Annotated in this window: 14 protein-coding genes and 1 pseudogene; 6 read left to right on the top strand and 9 right to left on the bottom strand. The window is 46.9% G+C overall.

Going from position 1 to position 16549, the window contains the following annotated elements; genetic code table 11:
- The first annotated feature begins 1 nt into the window (after nt 1).
- Nucleotides 2-814: an SDR family NAD(P)-dependent oxidoreductase gene (locus OL444_RS28085; RefSeq protein WP_264727821.1), complete on the top strand. Its 813-nt coding sequence runs from the start codon at nt 2-4 to the stop codon at nt 812-814.
- Between the two features lie 135 nt (nt 815-949).
- Here OL444_RS28085 and OL444_RS28090 read toward each other — a convergent pair whose 3' ends face one another.
- Both OL444_RS28090 and OL444_RS28095 read right to left on the bottom strand, forming a co-directional pair.
- Nucleotides 950-1348, bottom strand: a complete 399-nt coding sequence (locus OL444_RS28090) for an Fpg/Nei family DNA glycosylase (protein WP_264731731.1) — start codon at nt 1346-1348, stop codon at nt 950-952.
- A gap of 63 nt (nt 1349-1411) precedes the next feature.
- Nucleotides 1412-1621 (bottom strand): annotated as a pseudogene (locus OL444_RS28095) (DNA-formamidopyrimidine glycosylase family protein); the annotation flags it as partial.
- Nucleotides 1622-1667: 46 nt separating this feature from the next.
- On the opposite strand from OL444_RS28095, the gene OL444_RS28100 reads away from it, so the two are divergent.
- The 3 genes from OL444_RS28100 (at nt 1668) to OL444_RS28110 (ending at nt 4160) form a co-directional block, all read left to right on the top strand.
- Complete coding sequence (locus tag OL444_RS28100; protein WP_264727819.1) at nt 1668-1991, top strand: Crp/Fnr family transcriptional regulator; 324 nt, start codon at nt 1668-1670, stop codon at nt 1989-1991.
- Between the two features lie 85 nt (nt 1992-2076).
- Nucleotides 2077-3108 (top strand): serine hydrolase domain-containing protein, encoded by a 1032-nt coding sequence (locus OL444_RS28105; protein ID WP_264727818.1) that lies wholly within the window; start codon nt 2077-2079, stop codon nt 3106-3108.
- Nucleotides 3109-3407: 299 nt separating this feature from the next.
- Nucleotides 3408-4160 (top strand): murein L,D-transpeptidase catalytic domain family protein, encoded by a 753-nt coding sequence (locus OL444_RS28110; RefSeq protein WP_264727817.1) that lies wholly within the window; start codon nt 3408-3410, stop codon nt 4158-4160.
- A gap of 2 nt (nt 4161-4162) precedes the next feature.
- Here OL444_RS28110 and OL444_RS28115 read toward each other — a convergent pair whose 3' ends face one another.
- The 3 genes from OL444_RS28115 to OL444_RS28125 all read right to left on the bottom strand — a co-directional run bounded on the left by OL444_RS28115 (nt 4163) and on the right by OL444_RS28125 (nt 9201).
- A complete protein-coding gene (locus tag OL444_RS28115; RefSeq protein ID WP_264727816.1) occupies nt 4163-5749 on the bottom strand; it encodes a L,D-transpeptidase family protein in 1587 nt (528 codons plus the stop codon).
- Between the two features lie 221 nt (nt 5750-5970).
- Nucleotides 5971-8511, bottom strand: coding sequence for a phosphocholine-specific phospholipase C (locus OL444_RS28120; protein WP_264727814.1), 2541 nt, complete (start codon nt 8509-8511; stop codon nt 5971-5973).
- Between the two features lie 276 nt (nt 8512-8787).
- Nucleotides 8788-9201 carry a hypothetical protein gene (locus OL444_RS28125; RefSeq protein ID WP_264727812.1) on the bottom strand — a complete coding sequence of 138 codons (414 nt, stop codon included), beginning with the start codon at nt 9199-9201 and terminating at the stop codon, nt 8788-8790.
- A gap of 287 nt (nt 9202-9488) precedes the next feature.
- On the opposite strand from OL444_RS28125, the gene OL444_RS28130 reads away from it, so the two are divergent.
- Both OL444_RS28130 and OL444_RS28135 read left to right on the top strand, forming a co-directional pair.
- The gene (locus OL444_RS28130) at nt 9489-10361 is read left to right on the top strand and encodes a helix-turn-helix transcriptional regulator (RefSeq protein WP_264727810.1); all 873 of its coding nucleotides are present in this window, start codon (nt 9489-9491) and stop codon (nt 10359-10361) included.
- 63 nt (nt 10362-10424) lie between these two features.
- A complete protein-coding gene (locus OL444_RS28135) occupies nt 10425-11300 on the top strand; it encodes a hypothetical protein (protein WP_264727807.1) in 876 nt (291 codons plus the stop codon).
- 100 nt (nt 11301-11400) lie between these two features.
- On the opposite strand, the gene OL444_RS28140 is transcribed toward OL444_RS28135, so the two are convergent.
- From OL444_RS28140 to OL444_RS28155, 4 genes are all read right to left on the bottom strand, one after another.
- On the bottom strand, nt 11401-12534 hold the full coding sequence (locus tag OL444_RS28140) for a hypothetical protein (protein ID WP_264727806.1): 1134 nt from the start codon (nt 12532-12534) through the stop codon (nt 11401-11403).
- A 78-nt stretch (nt 12535-12612) separates the two neighbouring features.
- A complete protein-coding gene (locus tag OL444_RS28145; protein WP_264727805.1) occupies nt 12613-14748 on the bottom strand; it encodes an STN and carboxypeptidase regulatory-like domain-containing protein in 2136 nt (711 codons plus the stop codon).
- A gap of 16 nt (nt 14749-14764) precedes the next feature.
- A complete protein-coding gene (locus tag OL444_RS28150; RefSeq protein WP_264727803.1) occupies nt 14765-15745 on the bottom strand; it encodes a FecR domain-containing protein in 981 nt (326 codons plus the stop codon).
- Nucleotides 15746-15755: 10 nt separating this feature from the next.
- Nucleotides 15756-16334: an RNA polymerase sigma-70 factor gene (locus OL444_RS28155; RefSeq protein WP_264727801.1), complete on the bottom strand. Its 579-nt coding sequence runs from the start codon at nt 16332-16334 to the stop codon at nt 15756-15758.
- Nucleotides 16335-16549 lie beyond the last annotated feature (215 nt).

The following is a 16549-nucleotide window of genomic DNA, read 5'->3' on the forward strand; positions in this document are numbered from 1 at the left end:
TATGTCATATGCATTAGTAACCGGGGCAGCAAAAGGAATCGGAAAAGCCATTGCTGCCCGGCTGGCAGAAAAGAATTATCATTTACTGCTGGTAGATATTGACGCAGACAACCTCAGAGAAACAGCCACAGAACTGGCGGCACAGTATCACGTAAACGTACATACGTTACACCAGGACCTGTCGCATCCTGATGTGTTGCAGCAAGTCCTTGCCTGGAGTACGCCCTATCACGACCACCTCACGGTAGTAGTGAATAATGCCGGCTATGGCCTGAACGGCGCTTTTGAAACCCTGTCCCTCACGGAACAGTTCAACGTCATCGATGTAAACATTAAGGCACAGGTAGGATTGTCCTACGCCTACATTCCGGTATTGCGGCAGTTCCCCAAAGCATACCTGCTGAATGTGGCCAGTACAACCGCCTATCAGACAGTGCCCTATCTGAATATATATGCCTCCACTAAAGCCTTTGCATTGTCATTTACCCGTGGATTGCGCCATGAACTGCGCCACTCCACCATATCTGTCAGTGCATTAAGTCCGGGTAGCACCGATACTGATTTTGTCAACCGCGCGCGCATGGGTTCCCATACCCGTAGTATTGCGAACCGGTTTAACATGACAGCAGCCAGCGTTGGCAAAATTGCAGTAGACGGATTATTTAAAGGGAAAGCGGAAATCATTCCGGGATTCACCAACAAGCTCAATGCCTGGCTACCGAAGTTTTTCCCGAAAGCTTTTGTAGAAAGGATTGCCGGTAACATCTATGAGCCCAAAGAAGAAACACCTGCAGCTGTGCTTAGCGCATCGTAACGTATTCACATGCAGGCATTATGCCTTTCATCATTGTATCAATTTCAGTTTCCCCCCGTTTGTCATCAGATCGTTCGCGGCAAAGGTGCAGCATGGCGGATCAAAGGAACCGCTATGTTGTACCTTTGACCGGCATCAGGAAAATAATTCCTGTTCATCCGTAAAATAAGTCTTCCGGCCTCCGCTGGTATCCCGCTGAATCTCAGCACCACCGGGGCTTTGCTTCAACCGGGAATTATGTACCCGCATAAAGTCCCGTACCTCTCCGTTAATGATATCCGGATGATTCTTCAGGATTTTCTGTTCGGCATCCTGCAATACCTGTTTAATGGATTTCAGCAGGGTAGCTGCTTTGGCGGCCGGTATCTTATTGCAGACAGAAAAAGGCGATATCCGGGCATCCCACAGAATCTCATCAGCATAGGCGTTACCGATACCCAGCACATACTGCTGATCGATCAGGTATTTTTTAATAGTGATCCGTTTCTTCGCCAGCTGTGTTTTCAGATAATCGATGGTCAGTTCATCCGACAAGGCATCCGGAGCCGTTTTAGGCGCCGGGTCCAGGGTTACCGCAGCCTGCGCCTGAAAGTCTGTTAATGCCAGTCCTGTACCATCTGCAAATAATAATTCCAGGATGGTATATTTTTCTTCGTTGGTATTTTTAAAGAGATATAATTTCCCATGCAACATCAGGTGCATCCCCAGCACATGCCCGCCGGAAAACTCAAAATGCAGCTCTTTTCCCACCCGCCGGATATGTTCCAGTTCCTGCCCTTCCAGCACCGATTGTAACGTAGCGGCGGAGGTATGCCTCGATTTTGCTTTTGAACATCATTTTTTCGGTGATTACATGTCGATCCTGACCGGCAGGCCCTCTCCGCTGCAAACCATGACGCTGGAAGCTTCCAGCCTGCTGAGAATACCCAGGGAGCAGTACCTCGGCCTCTTAAAAACAACACATGGCCCCGCACTCATGCGGGTGGCAGCGGAACTATCTTTTCTCTCCAAACAGCAACAGCAAATAGATCTGCTCACCCTGACGGCCGCACAACGTTATGCCTTTCTGCTACAACATCAACCGGCTGTTGTTCGCCGCATTCCACAGAAACACCTCGCTTCCTACTTAGGCATTACCCCACAAAGTTTCAGCAGAATCAGAAAGAAAAAATTGTAACGCCCCGCATTTTTTACCCTATGGTAACTTTTTCTTCCGGCTGTCGCCGGATCTTTACCTGCGTCAGTTAAACAATACCTCAGCTATGGATACAACAACGTGGCAATACCTGCTCGATAAAACGGTCCGGCATAAACGAACATCCGGGATGGTGGTAAGCATCGCTGCAAACGGCCGGCAATGGACCGGCGCTGCCGGCAACCTGCGCCCCGAAAGCCCTTACTTTATAGCCAGTGTGACCAAACTATATATCACCGCCCTCATCATGCAACTTCGCGCTGCCGGCAAACTACAACTCCACGATCGCATCGCGGCCTACCTGCCGGATGCCGTTATCAACGGGCTGCACATTTACCGGCAGCAAAACTACTCACAGGATATCACCATCCGGCAACTGCTCTCCCATACTTCCGGATTACCGGATTATTTCGCGCAAACGACCGGCAGTCATCACCCCTTGCTGCAAGACCTCCTCTCCGGTAAGGATCAGGCCTGGACTTTTGACATGGCCATCGATGCCGCTAAGAAAATGAAACCGGTTTTTGCACCGGGACATCCCCGCAAAGCCAGCTATGCAGATACCAATTTCCAGCTACTGGGACACATCATTACGCGCATCACCGGGCTACCACTCGCCCACGCCCTGGACAAAATGATTTCCACGCCGCTCCGCCTCGAAAACACCTATTTATACACCAACCCTGCAGACACGCGGCCGGCGTTCATTTTTTACCGGCAAAAGCCGCTGGCTATCCCGATGGCGATGGCTTCCTTCGGCGCCGATGGCGGCATCGTTTCCACCGCACAGGAACAAATGATTTTTCTCCAGGCATTTTTCAACGGACAGTTATTTCCACAGACCTATCTGCCGGATATGCAACAATGGCGAATGATCCATTTTCCGTTGGCATATGGTACCGGCATTGCCCGGTTTAAATTACCGGCTATATTCACCTTATTCCGGCCATCGCCGGCGCTGATAGGACATGCAGGCTTATCTGGTGCTTTTGCCTTTTATTGCCCGGAAAAACAGGCTTTTCTCACGGGTACCGTGAATGAGGCTGGCGCAACAGCGCTACCCTTCCGGTTGATGCTGCAGTTACTACAAAAAATATAGGGCCGTATTAAAAAGAAGAATGGGCCGGTGGTGCTCCGGCCCATGTTTTATGGCTGCTTTTCTATTTTTATGAAACGTTTATTCAAAGATAAAAACCTATTGATAAGATGATATGCTGATATTGTCCAGTATTTAACGATTGTTGGCACTTATAACCATTTTTCCTCTATGTGAACATCCTGTTAAAAAACCGTTGTAATGACAACAACTAGTCCGTTTTGCCCCCTCCTCCCTCCTAAAAACGTTATCTTCGTAGCTTGTACAATTTTTACTAAAACTATAAACATTACGGAGCGAACGTGGAAAAGAAGCAGATAATCAAGCCGTTAATTTTTATACTTACTATAAGTTTATTCGTATTCCTGATCACTACCTTTACAGCTACAGAAAAAACCACTGCAGCGATACAACACTCCCCGCTTTCATTACCGGCGGATTCCGCACAGGAAATCAGTCTGTATGACCAGATGCGGCTGGATACAACCGGCTTATCACGGGAGGCGTTTGACAATGGATTACAGGGTCTTGCCCATCTCGAAGACAACGGCAGAATCAAAAATCCGGATGTACTGTCTATTATCGATTTTTCATTGCCCAGCAGTAAAAAACGATTATTCGTGATTGACGTCAAAAATAAACTGGTACTCTTCAATACATTGGTATCACACGGCAGAAATTCCGGTACCGCCAGTGCCAATACTTTCTCCAATAAAATCAACAGCTTTAAAAGCAGTCTGGGTTTTTATGTAACCGGTGATACCTACAACGGCGAACACGGTTATTCCCTGCGACTGGAAGGAGAAGAAGCCGGCATCAACGATAATGCACTCAGCAGAGGCATTGTGATGCACAGCGCCAGTTATGTCAATGAAAGTCTCATTAAAAGTCAGGGATATATTGGCCGCAGCCTGGGCTGCCCCGCCATACCGGAAAACATGCACCGTAAAGTAATTGAACGGATCAGAAATGGTACCTGTCTTTTCTTTTACAGTCCGGATAAATACTATTCCGCACACACCCGTATCTTAGCGAAAGACAGTACGGATTCCTGATTTCATCTGAACAGTTTGGCTTTTATTTTCTCATCATGCCCGTACACGTCTGCTGCGAAATGCAGCTGATCGGCGGTATCCAGCCAGGTAGTGTAATAGGTAATGATAACCGGTACGGGGTGCTGCAGCGTTACATACCGCTGTTTGCCACCATTCATGGCGCTATCTATCTTTTCGTGGGTCCATTGGGGTGAGTCTTCCAACAGGAACTTCGCTAATTTTGCGGGCTCTTTCAAACGAATACACCCATGGCTGTAGGCACGGCTATCGCGGTTAAACAAGCGCTTATTCGGCGTATCATGAAAGTAGATATGATAGCTGTTGGGGAAGAGAAATTTCACCCGGCCCAATGCATTTCTGCGGCCTGGCAGCTGACGGATCACCGGTATGCCGCCCACATGCCCCGTTACCTGCATATTCCGGGCCGACAGGTAATTTCTATTCCGTTGCATGGCAGGCAATATTTCTTTACGCACAATACTGCGGGGAATATTCCAATAAGGGTTGAATACAATCTGGTTCAGCCGGCCGGAAAACATGGTAGTGCTATGCCCTTCCTTGCCCACCACAATATCCATATCAAACACTTTCGCTTCTCCATCCAGCACATGTAATTCAAATGCCGGGATGTTTGCCAGTATCCATTTACCTGCAGGTGATACCGGCATCCACTTTATCCGTTCCATATTCACCAGTACCTGCTGTAAACGTTGTGCTGCCGATACATTCAGCGCCCGCACAACCGTATCGTTCAGCACACCATTTTCCGTATAGCCGTTACTGTTACGAAATCGGTTAATGGCTATTTCCAGTGCATCATTGAATAAGGGAGTCGTATCGTTATCTGTTAACTCTCCCGTCAGCAACAATCTTTTTTTCACAGGTATGATTTCGGGAGATGACTGACCTTTCTGCCATGCGTTCTTCGAAATGGCCACCGGCTGCCAGCCGCCACTTTCTACATAGTTCCGGTATATTTTCAGCCAGGGTTTCATCTTTACCGCTGCCGGATAATTTTTATCGGGTAACTGCAGCATCGAGTCTGCCAGCTGCATCACAGGATATTTTAATACCGGAATCATATGTTCAATCTCTGTTACGCCGGCAGGCCGTTTATTAAAATACTGAATCAACCGGCGGGTCAGTTGCAACTCTACCTGTATCATAGCAGGATCTTTTTCTGATACCCGTAAATCATCTTCCCCCATCAGCATATCCAACCGGATGTCCAGTGCTTTACTACCGGCAGTATCATTGTTGTAGTTATACAAACTGCGAAAAGCAGCTGCCTGTTCGGTAGGACCTTTACTGTCCATCCAGGCAAATTCAAAATTGCGGGCATTGTAAAAGCTACGCAACCGCCAGGCGGTCGTATCATCCAATCCCTGTGTAACAATAAACTGTTCCACCTGGCTGCTGTCTATAAACAAATCATTAAAAGCATGTGCGCGGGTAATGGAGAGGTTCCGCGGGGTAAGCGGTAAAGGCGGTGGCTCTTCCTCGTTTGTATGGGGCGCTGGTGCAGATGCCGTACCGCAGCTAATCATCAGTATACAGACCAGCCCAATCACAGTAACGAACCTTTTCATATGATTAACTTATCAAATCAAACGCCGGTTTAAAGATCATTTGCTACAGCTATTCTTGCTTTTTTCGTTGTGGTTCACCAGGAACAGACTGTGCATATATAGCAACAAAAAGCCTGCAGTTTGGTTCGATTCGTGCAAAAAGAATTACGCATTTCAGAGAAGAGAAACCATGCGGATTCCTGCGCTGAAATGCGTAACACGTCGTATCAAATTAAGCTTATTTACGCGCCGATCACCGGATCACTGAAGCCTTCCTTACCCGTTTCTACACGGCCGGCATAGCGCTGCCGGAAGGATGCCTGTCCGGCTACCTGCACCGCAAAGTCGTACCAGCCATGACTGGTAGCCAGGTCAATGATCAACGTTACGGTGCCATGTGCGGCTACTGTTTTTTTCCAGTTACCTTTTCCGTAAGCCATATCCGTTACCTGTATCACTACCGGCTGATTACTCTTGTTGATCAGCTGCAGGGCTACATTGCCGGTCAGTTTTTTACTGTGCAAGGCAGTAGGCTGATAAGCGCATACTATTTCTACCTGCGGATCGTGTACATCACCGGCAAATTCCCGGAAAAATCCGTTGGGACCATATACGCACAGGTGGTAACGGTTATCAGCAAATGCCTGCAGCGGCCAGCTATCTTTCAGCTGATCACCGGCAGTAACGGCATAAGACCAGGTTCTCACGGCTTCCATCTTTCCGCTGTCGGCCTGTACATATTTACCAGGGGCATACACGTTAAAAGGAGCGCCCGCCGCCTGTTTTCCAAAAATAGTATTGGCGGCAGAAAAGCTGATATCAAAAGCCGTTTTATCTGCACGCAGTTTTCCGGAAGCATATAATTCGTAAGGTAGGGCGCAGGAAGCACGCTGTCCTTTTTCCTGCCGCGGCATCCATTCCGCGGTGGCCGGTGCGGTATTGATGGCCGTAATCTCAGCAGGCGTCAGTTTCTTGAAACCATCCGGCAACTTCTTAAACTTCGCATTGTATACACTTTCAATAAACGTATTTCGTTCCGGGAAAGGTACGGTGATCTTTTCTCCGTTAAACGGACGGAATACCGAAGTGAGATCCCCACAAACCGTACGGCGCCACGCAGAAATATTGGTTTCCTGAATAGGTTTGCCGGTTTTGTGCTGCAGGAAACGCTCCATAAACTGCAGGATGGACGTATGGTCAAATACCTGTGAATTCACATATCCACCACGGCTCCAGGGAGAAGCGATGACCAGGGGTACCCGGTATCCCAGTCCCACCGGACTTTCCCGCACTTCTGTAGCACCTACGTGTTTTTTCGCCTGCTCCATGGCTTTGGTAACATATTCCACCCCTGTATCAATACCAGCAGACACTTTACCGGTACCCGGCTGATGAGGCGCTACAAAAGGAGGAACGTGATCAAAGTAACCGTCGTTCTCATCATAACAAAGGATAAAAATTGTCTTTTTCCATACCGCTTCTTCTTTCGTCAGAATATCCAGTACTTCAGATACATACCAGGCGCCATACCACGGCGCACCCGGATGATCAGAAAACTCACCCGGCGCCACCAGCCAGGAAACGGTGGGCAGCTGGCCGCTATGTACATCTTTGCGGAACTGATGCAGGATGTCTCCTTTAGGCACGTTCACCGTTCTGGCAGTAGCCCCGTCCTGGTATTGCAGGGTTTCCAGCTCATGATAATCCGGGTCGCCGATGTTGGTGGTAAATGCCTTCTGGTGCAACTGCTGTGCACGGGGTGATAATTTGGCAAAGTTGGCTGCCGTAAAGGTAGTGGCATCTTTTTGATGCTTCTCCAGTGCGGCTTTCTTTTTCTCCAGATCACGCTGCAGCTTCACGGCATCTTCACTACCCGGCGTAAGTGTTTTCAATTTATCTTCCAGTGCAAGAATAGCAGCAGTAAGCGCCGCTACCTGTCGTTGTAGATATTGTATATGTCCGGTGGCAAACCGCACATTGAAGGCGGCAAACCACTCTATCGGGTTATCGGTGAAGTTGGCCAGCATACCATCTTTTTCGCCTTCCAAACCGGCGGCACTGATTTCATTCTGGTATATTTTCCAGGAAACACCGTGGTCTTCGAGACGTTCCGGAAAGCTTACCCAGTGGGCTTCTGCACCGTAGTCCACATCATCGTTCCAGACGTTGGCCTTAGCCGCAGCCGTTTGTTCATCGCGTAGAGTACCTGTCCACAGATACAAGCGGTTAGGTGTTGTACCTGTCAGGGAAGAACAGAAGTTCTGGTCGCACACCGTAAAGGCATCGGCCAGGGAATAATAAAACGGAATATCCTCCCGGTTGTAAAAGCCCATGGTGAGCGGCATCGGCGCCCATTCTTTGTTGCCGGATTGTTTCACCAGCAACCACTGATCGTATTTGCCGTTGTTGCGGGCATCTACCTGGTTGGTCCAGGAGTGCGGCAAGCTGCTCATCCAGGTGGCTTTGGTATCTTTTATATTCAGGCGGAAAGGGGCGTAGGTTTCACCCTGGCCGTTGCTTTGCAGCCATACCAGGTTATTGTCGGGCAGGCGGATAGCCCGGGGATCATCATATCCGCGTACCCCTTTTAAGGTACCGTAACAATGGTCAAAAGAACGATTCTCCTGCATCAGGATCACGATATGTTCCGCATCCAGGAAAGTAGATCCCGGCCGGGGATCTATTGCCAATGCCCGCTGAATAGAGCCGGGCAAGGCACTGAAAACACCGGCAGCGCCGGATAGCAGGGCTGCTTTCTTAATAAAATCTCTTCTGTTGTCCATCGTCTTTTTATTTTTTCATGTTCGCGCTGCACCCTGGTATAACAGGGTATTGCCAAAAGGCGGTTCAAAATAATAAAAACTATGGTGGTGTGCAATTAAACACAAGAGATCCATGTATTATCTGATTGTTATGCCCGCAGTGGGCATCCTGTACATGGCGGGAAAGGGGGTATAAAAGCGGTAATCCTGCAGACGGGGCATGCTGCCTGTATGCAACAAATATACCCTTCTCTGCAGGATTACCTGTATATGAAGTAAATGGTAAAGCGCGATGCCTTATACCCGTTCAGATGGAATAATCACCACCTTAAATCTTACTTTACCGGGAGGACGCAAAGTAGGCGCACCGTTCACACCTTTCACTTCAATCGATACCCTTCCGTTATTATGCAGTACGCTGTAGGCCTGATTCTCATAAACCTCCGGTAACATCTCAAATGTGCTGGACAATACTCCGCTATTGTTATAACGGGCCATGGAAACAATAACACCATCGGATTGATTGGTATTACTATTCAGTGGTGGTATATCGAAATCTACCACAAACGTGGAGCCCACCTGTTCCCAGGCAGATGATGCCACATCATAGCTGATGGTTTGATTGGGGATCACCACTTCATTCGTGGTTTTCGTACAGCCTACAAAAAGAAAGCCCAGTAACAGGAACGGCAGGTATAACCATGTTTTCATATAAAATACGTTTTGAAATGCAAGCCAAATACAATGCCATAAATTGGCAAATTGTTCGACCAATGCCGGGTAAATAAATATGAATGTGAAAAAATTATTTAAGCAACTTAGAATCAGCGGTATCATTGATGCTACAGCCGGCCTTCACAGCCTGTTTACAGCGTTACCCTATTTCTATTGCCACCAACTGTTTCCTATAACAAGGTGGATGCCTATTATGTTTGCTGCCAGCAGCATAAGGCAATTTTTTTTCAAAACAGATAGCTGTTAATTTGTATTTTCATGGGATGTTATATCGTTTTCCAAAAGCATTTGAAGGGGTTTCTTCCATCAAATTAAAACATGCCGGCAATTCAGTGGTGGTGTGGTTTAGACTACTGGACCGGCAGGAAAAAGCCGAAGGTTTTCTCACCGAAAATACCCTGGTATTTGTGATCCGGGGTACCAAACAAATTCACCTGCACGACCGGCAGCTGACAGCCAACGCCGGAGACCTGATCCTCCTGAAAAGAGGCACCTATTTCATGTCGGCCTTCATGACCGGTGAAACCGATTACCAGGCGCTCATGGTATGTGCAGATGATGCCCTGCTCCGTTCCTTTCTGCAGGATGATGCAGGCATCACCAACATTACCCCCGTACCGCATCAGGCACCCATGGTTGTACCCTGTACAGCAGCCGTCCTGCAGGTACGCGATACCATGATCAGTTATCTCGAACATCCGCATAGTAATACTACCAAACTGCTCGAATTAAAAATACGGGAAGTATTATTGTTACTATTATCCGGTTCCTACCAGCAACCGATCCTCTCCTTTCTTTACCACATGTTCGACAGCAGTGCCGAAAGTATCGTATTAACGATCAAATCCCACCTGCTGAAACCTATTACCCTGGAAGAATATGCCAAAATGTGCGGACTGAGTTTATCTGCCTTTAAACGTGAATTTTCCCGGCTGTATAATGCGCCCCCGAAAAAATGGATCAATGAAGAACGATTGAAACATGCGCATTACCTGCTGCAACACACACCGCTGAATGTAAATGAGATTGCCGACGAATGCGGCTTTGAACACGTATCCTATTTCATCAAACAATATAAAGCCCAATACGGCACTACGCCTAAAAACGCACAACGAACCAAAACTGCTATTTATTGAACGGATTTTGCTATCCCGCAGGAGCCGTCGCCAGCTACCTTTATATCATAAAATAATGACACTATGAAACAGTTCATCAAAATCCTGTTATGCGCCCTTTTCCTGTTGAATGCCTGCTACACGTTTGCACAGCAACCACTTAACCGCACCGCTTTTCTCCATGCCCCGGAAAGTATTGTGGAATCGGGTCGCCACTATTATATTTCAGACCTGGGTGCTGGCGGAAATCCCACCAAAAAAGACACCAATGGCATTATCTGGCAAATGGATAAGAAAGGTAATGGCACCGTTTTCGTGCAGGGGCTGGATGCGCCGAAAGGCCTGCTGATACACGGCCAGCAATTGTTTGTAACAGATATTGATCAGGTAAAAAGCTTCCCGCTGGCGGGTAAACAACCCGGCTACCGCATCGATCTTTCCCAGTACAGCCATTTCCTGAATGACATTGCACGTATCGATGATTCCACCCTGGCCATTTCCGCTACCGATGTACATAAAATCATCCTGGTTCATCTGGGTAAACATCCACGTGCGGAAGTATTACCATTAAATCAACCTATCACCGGCGCCAATGGCTTAATCTATGATCCGGCTCATAAACGGCTGTATGCATGTGGCTTTGGCAACCTGGAACAACCAGACGGAGAGATAGGTTATATTGATATGCAGGCCACTGAAAAAGTATTTACACCGGTTACCAGCCGTCGGGGGCATTATGATGGGATTGCTCTCGTAGATGGCTATACGAAATTACTGGTATCTGACTGGGTGGCTTTTGAAAAGAAAGGCGTCCTCCTGTCCATCGATCCCGGTACCGGTACCACAACAACGATCAACAAGGCGCCTATTGCAGGTCCGGCGGATTTCATGGTAGATCATGCCGGCAACATCATTACCCCTGCGATGATGGAAGGAAACATCCTGAAATTTGTAAAATAAAATACGAAGATTATACTGACTACGAATGACGCAGCAGGCTTACGCAACCATCTGTTGCGGCAACCTGCTGCGTCATTCGTAACTTGTCCGGATGCCGGTCCTAAAACAGTTTCACCTGTACGCCACCGGTAGCACCGATGAACACACCCTGAAAATTATTGTTATCTCTTATCCTGGACCACATGAAGTTATTGTTCAGTCCTGCACCAAGCCCCTCAGAATAAAACACATAGTTGATGGTAGGACCTGCAAATACTTCTATCCTGTTACCAAAACGATAGGCAGGGAACACTCCTAAAGTAGAACGACCATAATATCCTTTTTTGAATTTAGTCAGGGTGGTATGTGTAGCTTCCACGTTTAAACGAAAGTGTGACAGTAACGGGATATGCGCTCCTATACCAGCCTGCAAGGCATACAGTGCGTCGCTGTTCTTCCAGTTGTAACCTACCCCCAGTATACCATAGAGATAACGGCCACCTGTTTTAAAAGCTGCAATCGTAGTAGCACTTTCGTCTATGCTCGCGCTGATCTGCTTTTCACCACGCTTATTAATATTCACAATTCCTAACTGTACATCTGCACTGTCGGCGATGTTAATAAATCCAATCTGTACGTGTTTTACTTTTTTAGCGACGTTAATAAAACCAGCTATCTGGGTATTGGCGGAAGATGCAACGTTTATAAAACCGGCAATCTGAACATTTGCGTTTTTGGCAGTATTGATAAACCCACCGATCTGAATAGCGGAATCACCGGCATGGTTCATGAATCCGGCTAGTTGCAGGCCCGTGGCATCTTTGGTGGCTACATTTATAAAGCCTGCCGACTGCAGCCCCTGAAAGCTACCTGCATAGTTGGCGATACCTGCAAACTGTACGCCACTACCTTTATGTATAGTATGATTAAGTATGCCGGCTACCTGTACACTCTTGTAAGTATTACCGGTATGATTGGAGATACCTGCCAGCTGAAAACCGGTAGCGCTATCTCTGATAACATTGGAAATACCGGCAATAGCAGCTCCGGTTTCTGCTTTGGAAAGTCCGGCCAATGCATGAAAAGAAAAACGATTGGTATACTTAGCTGCATCTTTACCGTTGGAGCTGATAGGATATATAAATCCCAGGTGTGCCGGGCTAACAGGGCCGGTTTGTGCGAAAGTCCCGACAGTGGCTGAAAAGATGGCAATCAGGGATAAAATGAGTTTGTGACGTAAGGAATATGTATTCATATTAGTGTTTGTTATGCGTATAGAATAACGACACCTAATGAAATATTTACCCCTATTGTAAAATTAAAAATGCTATCATCAGAATAAACTGATACCCGCCTGCCATCCGAACCAACTGGAAGCATCATCGTCCCATTTAAAGGATGAATAAGGCTTTCCGGGCACACGTACCTGCAGGCCCGGCACATCGGAAATATCACCGTGTACATTAATAACCAATGACGGACCAGCAAATACCGTTACCCATTTAGCCAGACGTAGTTGTAAAGATGATTGGAACCGATATAATTGTGTATCATATTTCCAGTTGCTCCAGAAAACATTTTGTCCGGTTACTTCTGCTGCAATGGATAGTTTTTCATTCAAGGTAAATACATGTCCCATACCATAACCAAAAGAGATAGCTTTTCTGCTTTCATCAGGATTAAAGCCCAACAACAGCATGCTATACAATTTTTTGGTACCGCTTTTTACGGCTACGTTAAATGGTAATACTTCTGTACTGTACAAGGAAGTTTTAAAGTATCCCTTACGTACAATGTTCAGCAATCCAAGGCTATACCCCGTGGAGGTATCCGCAATATTCACGAGACCAATCTGGAAGCCTTTCATACAACGGGCATAGTTGAGTATTCCTCCTACCTGCAATCCCTGCAAAGTATCTTTGCTGTAGTTGAGGGCGGACGATACCTGTAACCCGCGCACATTTCCTTTTACAAAGTTGGTTACACCGGCCACCTGTATACCGGACTGATTACCCAGCGTAATATTTCCACCACCCGTCGTTTGGAGCCCTTTCATTCCACCATTGATATGCAGGAAGGAACTTATCTGCGCGCCGTTCCCGGTTCCTTTGGTGATGCTGCCTACCGGTGAAACCATCACTCCATACTGATCTTTCCCGATGTAGTTCACGCCACCGGAAATAACCCAGCCATTAGCATTGCCTTCTATGATACCCGCCAGCAAGTCAAACTGTACCCCTTTCAGATTTCCCTTAATGGTGCTGATACCGCCGGAGAGCTGCACGCCGCCCATATTACCACCCACGTGATTCCATAAGCTTCCAAACTGTACGCCTTCCATATTTTTTTTGGCATAGGCTGCGGCGCCGCTTATCTGCCAGCCATTGGCATTACCTTCTGTTACTACCAGCAGCCCTGCCAGCTGTACGCCGGTCATATTCTGCTGTACGGTCTCCAGCGCACCGGCAATCTGCACCCCCCGCTGGTTCCCCCGGGTAATATTACTTACGCCGGCGATCTGCACACCAAACATGGAATCGAGTACATTATTGTGGAATCCCGCGATCTGTACCCCTTTGGTTTTTCCGCCCACCATATTCAACAAACCGGCGATCTGCAGGTAGCGCATATCCTTCTTCACAATATTAAAAGCGCCTGCAATCTCTACCCCATCTACACCGGCGGCATATCCGCCCAGAATATTAAATGAAAACTTATTCACTACCTGTGCCCCCATTCGTCCGTGTGTACCCAGGCCTGGCGCCAGTGATAACTGGTAGGGTTTATCGGCCAGAAAACCACCGATGTTCAAACTCTGCATCCGTTGCCGGGAAGAAAGCATCATACGGCCCAACCAGGTTTTTTCCACCTGATGACTGGTTACTTCTACTATCTTGAGCTGATAGGTAGCCGGTCGTATACTTACCTGTACATCCTGATCATGGTTGGCAGGAATCAACAAAGTAGTATCGGTATACAGATCTTTACTAATGCTGATGGCTGCGGTGGGACTTTTATCCCGTAACCGCAGCCTGAAGTAGCCATCGTTGTTCGTTAAAGTTGAAATGAGTTGCTGTCGTTCATACACACTCACATTCGGTAATCGTTGTCCTGTGCGGACATCCATGACGACGCCGCTCACCTGGAAATAAGATTGCCCGGCTTTTTTCAACAGAATGATATAGTTGCCGGATTCTTTATACTGATAATCACCATTGAATAAAACGTCCAGTACCTGTCGCACGGTCTTCTGCCGGGCATTGACAGTCACGATGCTATCCTGTGGCAGAATGGTGCTGATGTAGGAAAAGTAAAAGTTGCCCTGCCGGCTGATTAATTTTAATACCTCGGAAAGTGGCCGCTGCTTTACTTCTACAGTGACAGTTTTATTTAAAAGACTTTGGGCGGTGACATTCAGGGAAAAAATACCTATGGCCAGCAAAGTCAGGAATAATCTGGATAACGACATAATAGTACAAACGGTATTATTTCAAAATTATTTGAGCGCCGTTACGCTCTATGGCAATATCGTAAGTAAGGCTGATTACCTTCAGCGTCGCGTCCAGTGAATCGTTGGTAAAGGTAGTATTAATAGGTATGTTACGTTTACTTTCGTTGGCGATAACGATATTAACCCCATATGCTTCATTCAGGATGTTCACCAGTTTCCATAACGGTGTATTGTTACAGTTGAAGGTACGGGTGCGATAGTAGTTATACAGTTCATCTGTATTATCCAGCTTTTCAGGCGCTGCTGCATCGGCTGCCACAATCGCTTTTTCGTGTTGTTTCAACTGGATGCTGTTATTGTTTTTAGACACCTCCACAGCACCTGTTTCCACTATTACTTCTGTTTTGCCGGCGCTGCTTTTCACATTGAAGGAGGTACCCAATACCCGCACCTCTACATCATTTACTTTAATGACGAAAGGTTTACCCGGATCCTGTGCTACGTTGAAAAAGGCTTCTCCTTCCAGCTCCACATGTCGTTCTTTTTTGAAAGAGCGGGAGAAAGTAATGGAAGATTGCCGGTTTAACACCACCTGGGAACCATCCGGTAAGGTTTCTTCCTTGACATTTCCGGCAGACTGCACCACCAGGGGAGCTGACTGGGTAGAGATGTACCAGAATCCGGCCGCCCCCAGCAATACGATGAGTACTGCTGCCATGCGTAACAGTGGCCGGTAGGAAAAGGTATCTATTTTCACAACCCGGGTGGGTGTGGTATTTTCATTGGTGCCTACCCGCTGCTGGAAACGTTGCCAGGCTGCATTTTCATCTACAGTTGTCACTGCAGCCAGTTTTCTGCTTTCCTCCCAGATAAGGCGGAAATGATCAAAATAACGCTGATGCTCCTTGTCTGCAGTCAGCCATTGCGCCACTTCTTCCTTTTCACCGGGCGTAGTAATATCCAGGAGATATTTTACCAGTAAATCGTCTGCTATATGTTCCTTATTATTTTTCACTTGTGCGCGTTTACAGATGGAGCAATATTAATAGAAAAGGCAGGTAATCAACAAGATTCAGGCGTAGTAGCCGTAACGCTTTCCCCATTTGGTTTTCCACCGTTTTTATAGAGATGTCCAGGCGATCTGCTATTTCCTGGTATTTCAGTTCTTCAAAACGGCTCATCTGAAAAACAGTTCTGCATTTCTCGGGTAAGTCCTGCAAAGCCTTATCTAGTTTTTCCTGCAACTCTTTCAGGATAACTTTCCCGGAAGTATTGCCATTGCTGCTTTGTTCATTAGTCATTTGATACCTGGTATGTGCCTGATGGGTTGCTTTTACCTTTTGATGCCGCAAATAATTGATACTTTCATGATATACTGCACGATAGAGATAACCGGATACAGATTGTTTGATCTTAATATCACCAGACTTCTCCCACAATTTGCAAAAAACATTCTGTACCATCTCTTCGGCCATTATTTCATCTTTCAATAAAGTGTAGGCATAGGCATGCAAACCTTTAAAATGGGCTTTAAATACCTGTTCAAAGGTTAATGTATCTTCTATTTCCAGTAATGTCGTATTACCTGGATGATTAAACTCCATGCGTAGGGATTGATAACTGACGTCAAATATAATTCCTTCTGTCAATTGAATGCTTTTTAAAACGACACGCTATGGAACACATACCCCTATGCCGTCGCTTATTTTTTTTACACGCATTCGCTATTAACATCAGAATCAAACCATTATAAAATTACCGGATCGGCCGTACTATCGGGTAAACGTTACTTATTTTTTTCACATGTGACAATACGCAC

The sequence above is a fragment of the Chitinophaga nivalis genome, assembly GCF_025989125.1.
GTDB classification, from domain to species: Bacteria; Bacteroidota; Bacteroidia; order Chitinophagales; family Chitinophagaceae; genus Chitinophaga; species Chitinophaga nivalis.

Coding starts and splice junctions, on each gene's coding strand:
- OL444_RS28085 (WP_264727821.1), top strand. CDS start 2: ATGTCATATGCATTAGTAACCGGGGCAGCAAAAGGAATCGGAAAAGCC.
- OL444_RS28100 (WP_264727819.1), top strand. CDS start 1,668: ATGTCGATCCTGACCGGCAGGCCCTCTCCGCTGCAAACCATGACGCTG.
- OL444_RS28105 (WP_264727818.1), top strand. CDS start 2,077: ATGGATACAACAACGTGGCAATACCTGCTCGATAAAACGGTCCGGCAT.
- OL444_RS28115 (WP_264727816.1), bottom strand. CDS start 5,749: ATGAAAAGGTTCGTTACTGTGATTGGGCTGGTCTGTATACTGATGATT.
- OL444_RS28120 (WP_264727814.1), bottom strand. CDS start 8,511: ATGGACAACAGAAGAGATTTTATTAAGAAAGCAGCCCTGCTATCCGGC.
- OL444_RS28125 (WP_264727812.1), bottom strand. CDS start 9,201: ATGAAAACATGGTTATACCTGCCGTTCCTGTTACTGGGCTTTCTTTTT.
- OL444_RS28130 (WP_264727810.1), top strand. CDS start 9,489: ATGTTATATCGTTTTCCAAAAGCATTTGAAGGGGTTTCTTCCATCAAA.
- OL444_RS28135 (WP_264727807.1), top strand. CDS start 10,425: ATGAAACAGTTCATCAAAATCCTGTTATGCGCCCTTTTCCTGTTGAAT.
- OL444_RS28140 (WP_264727806.1), bottom strand. CDS start 12,534: ATGAATACATATTCCTTACGTCACAAACTCATTTTATCCCTGATTGCC.
- OL444_RS28145 (WP_264727805.1), bottom strand. CDS start 14,748: ATGTCGTTATCCAGATTATTCCTGACTTTGCTGGCCATAGGTATTTTT.
- OL444_RS28155 (WP_264727801.1), bottom strand. CDS start 16,334: ATGGAGTTTAATCATCCAGGTAATACGACATTACTGGAAATAGAAGAT.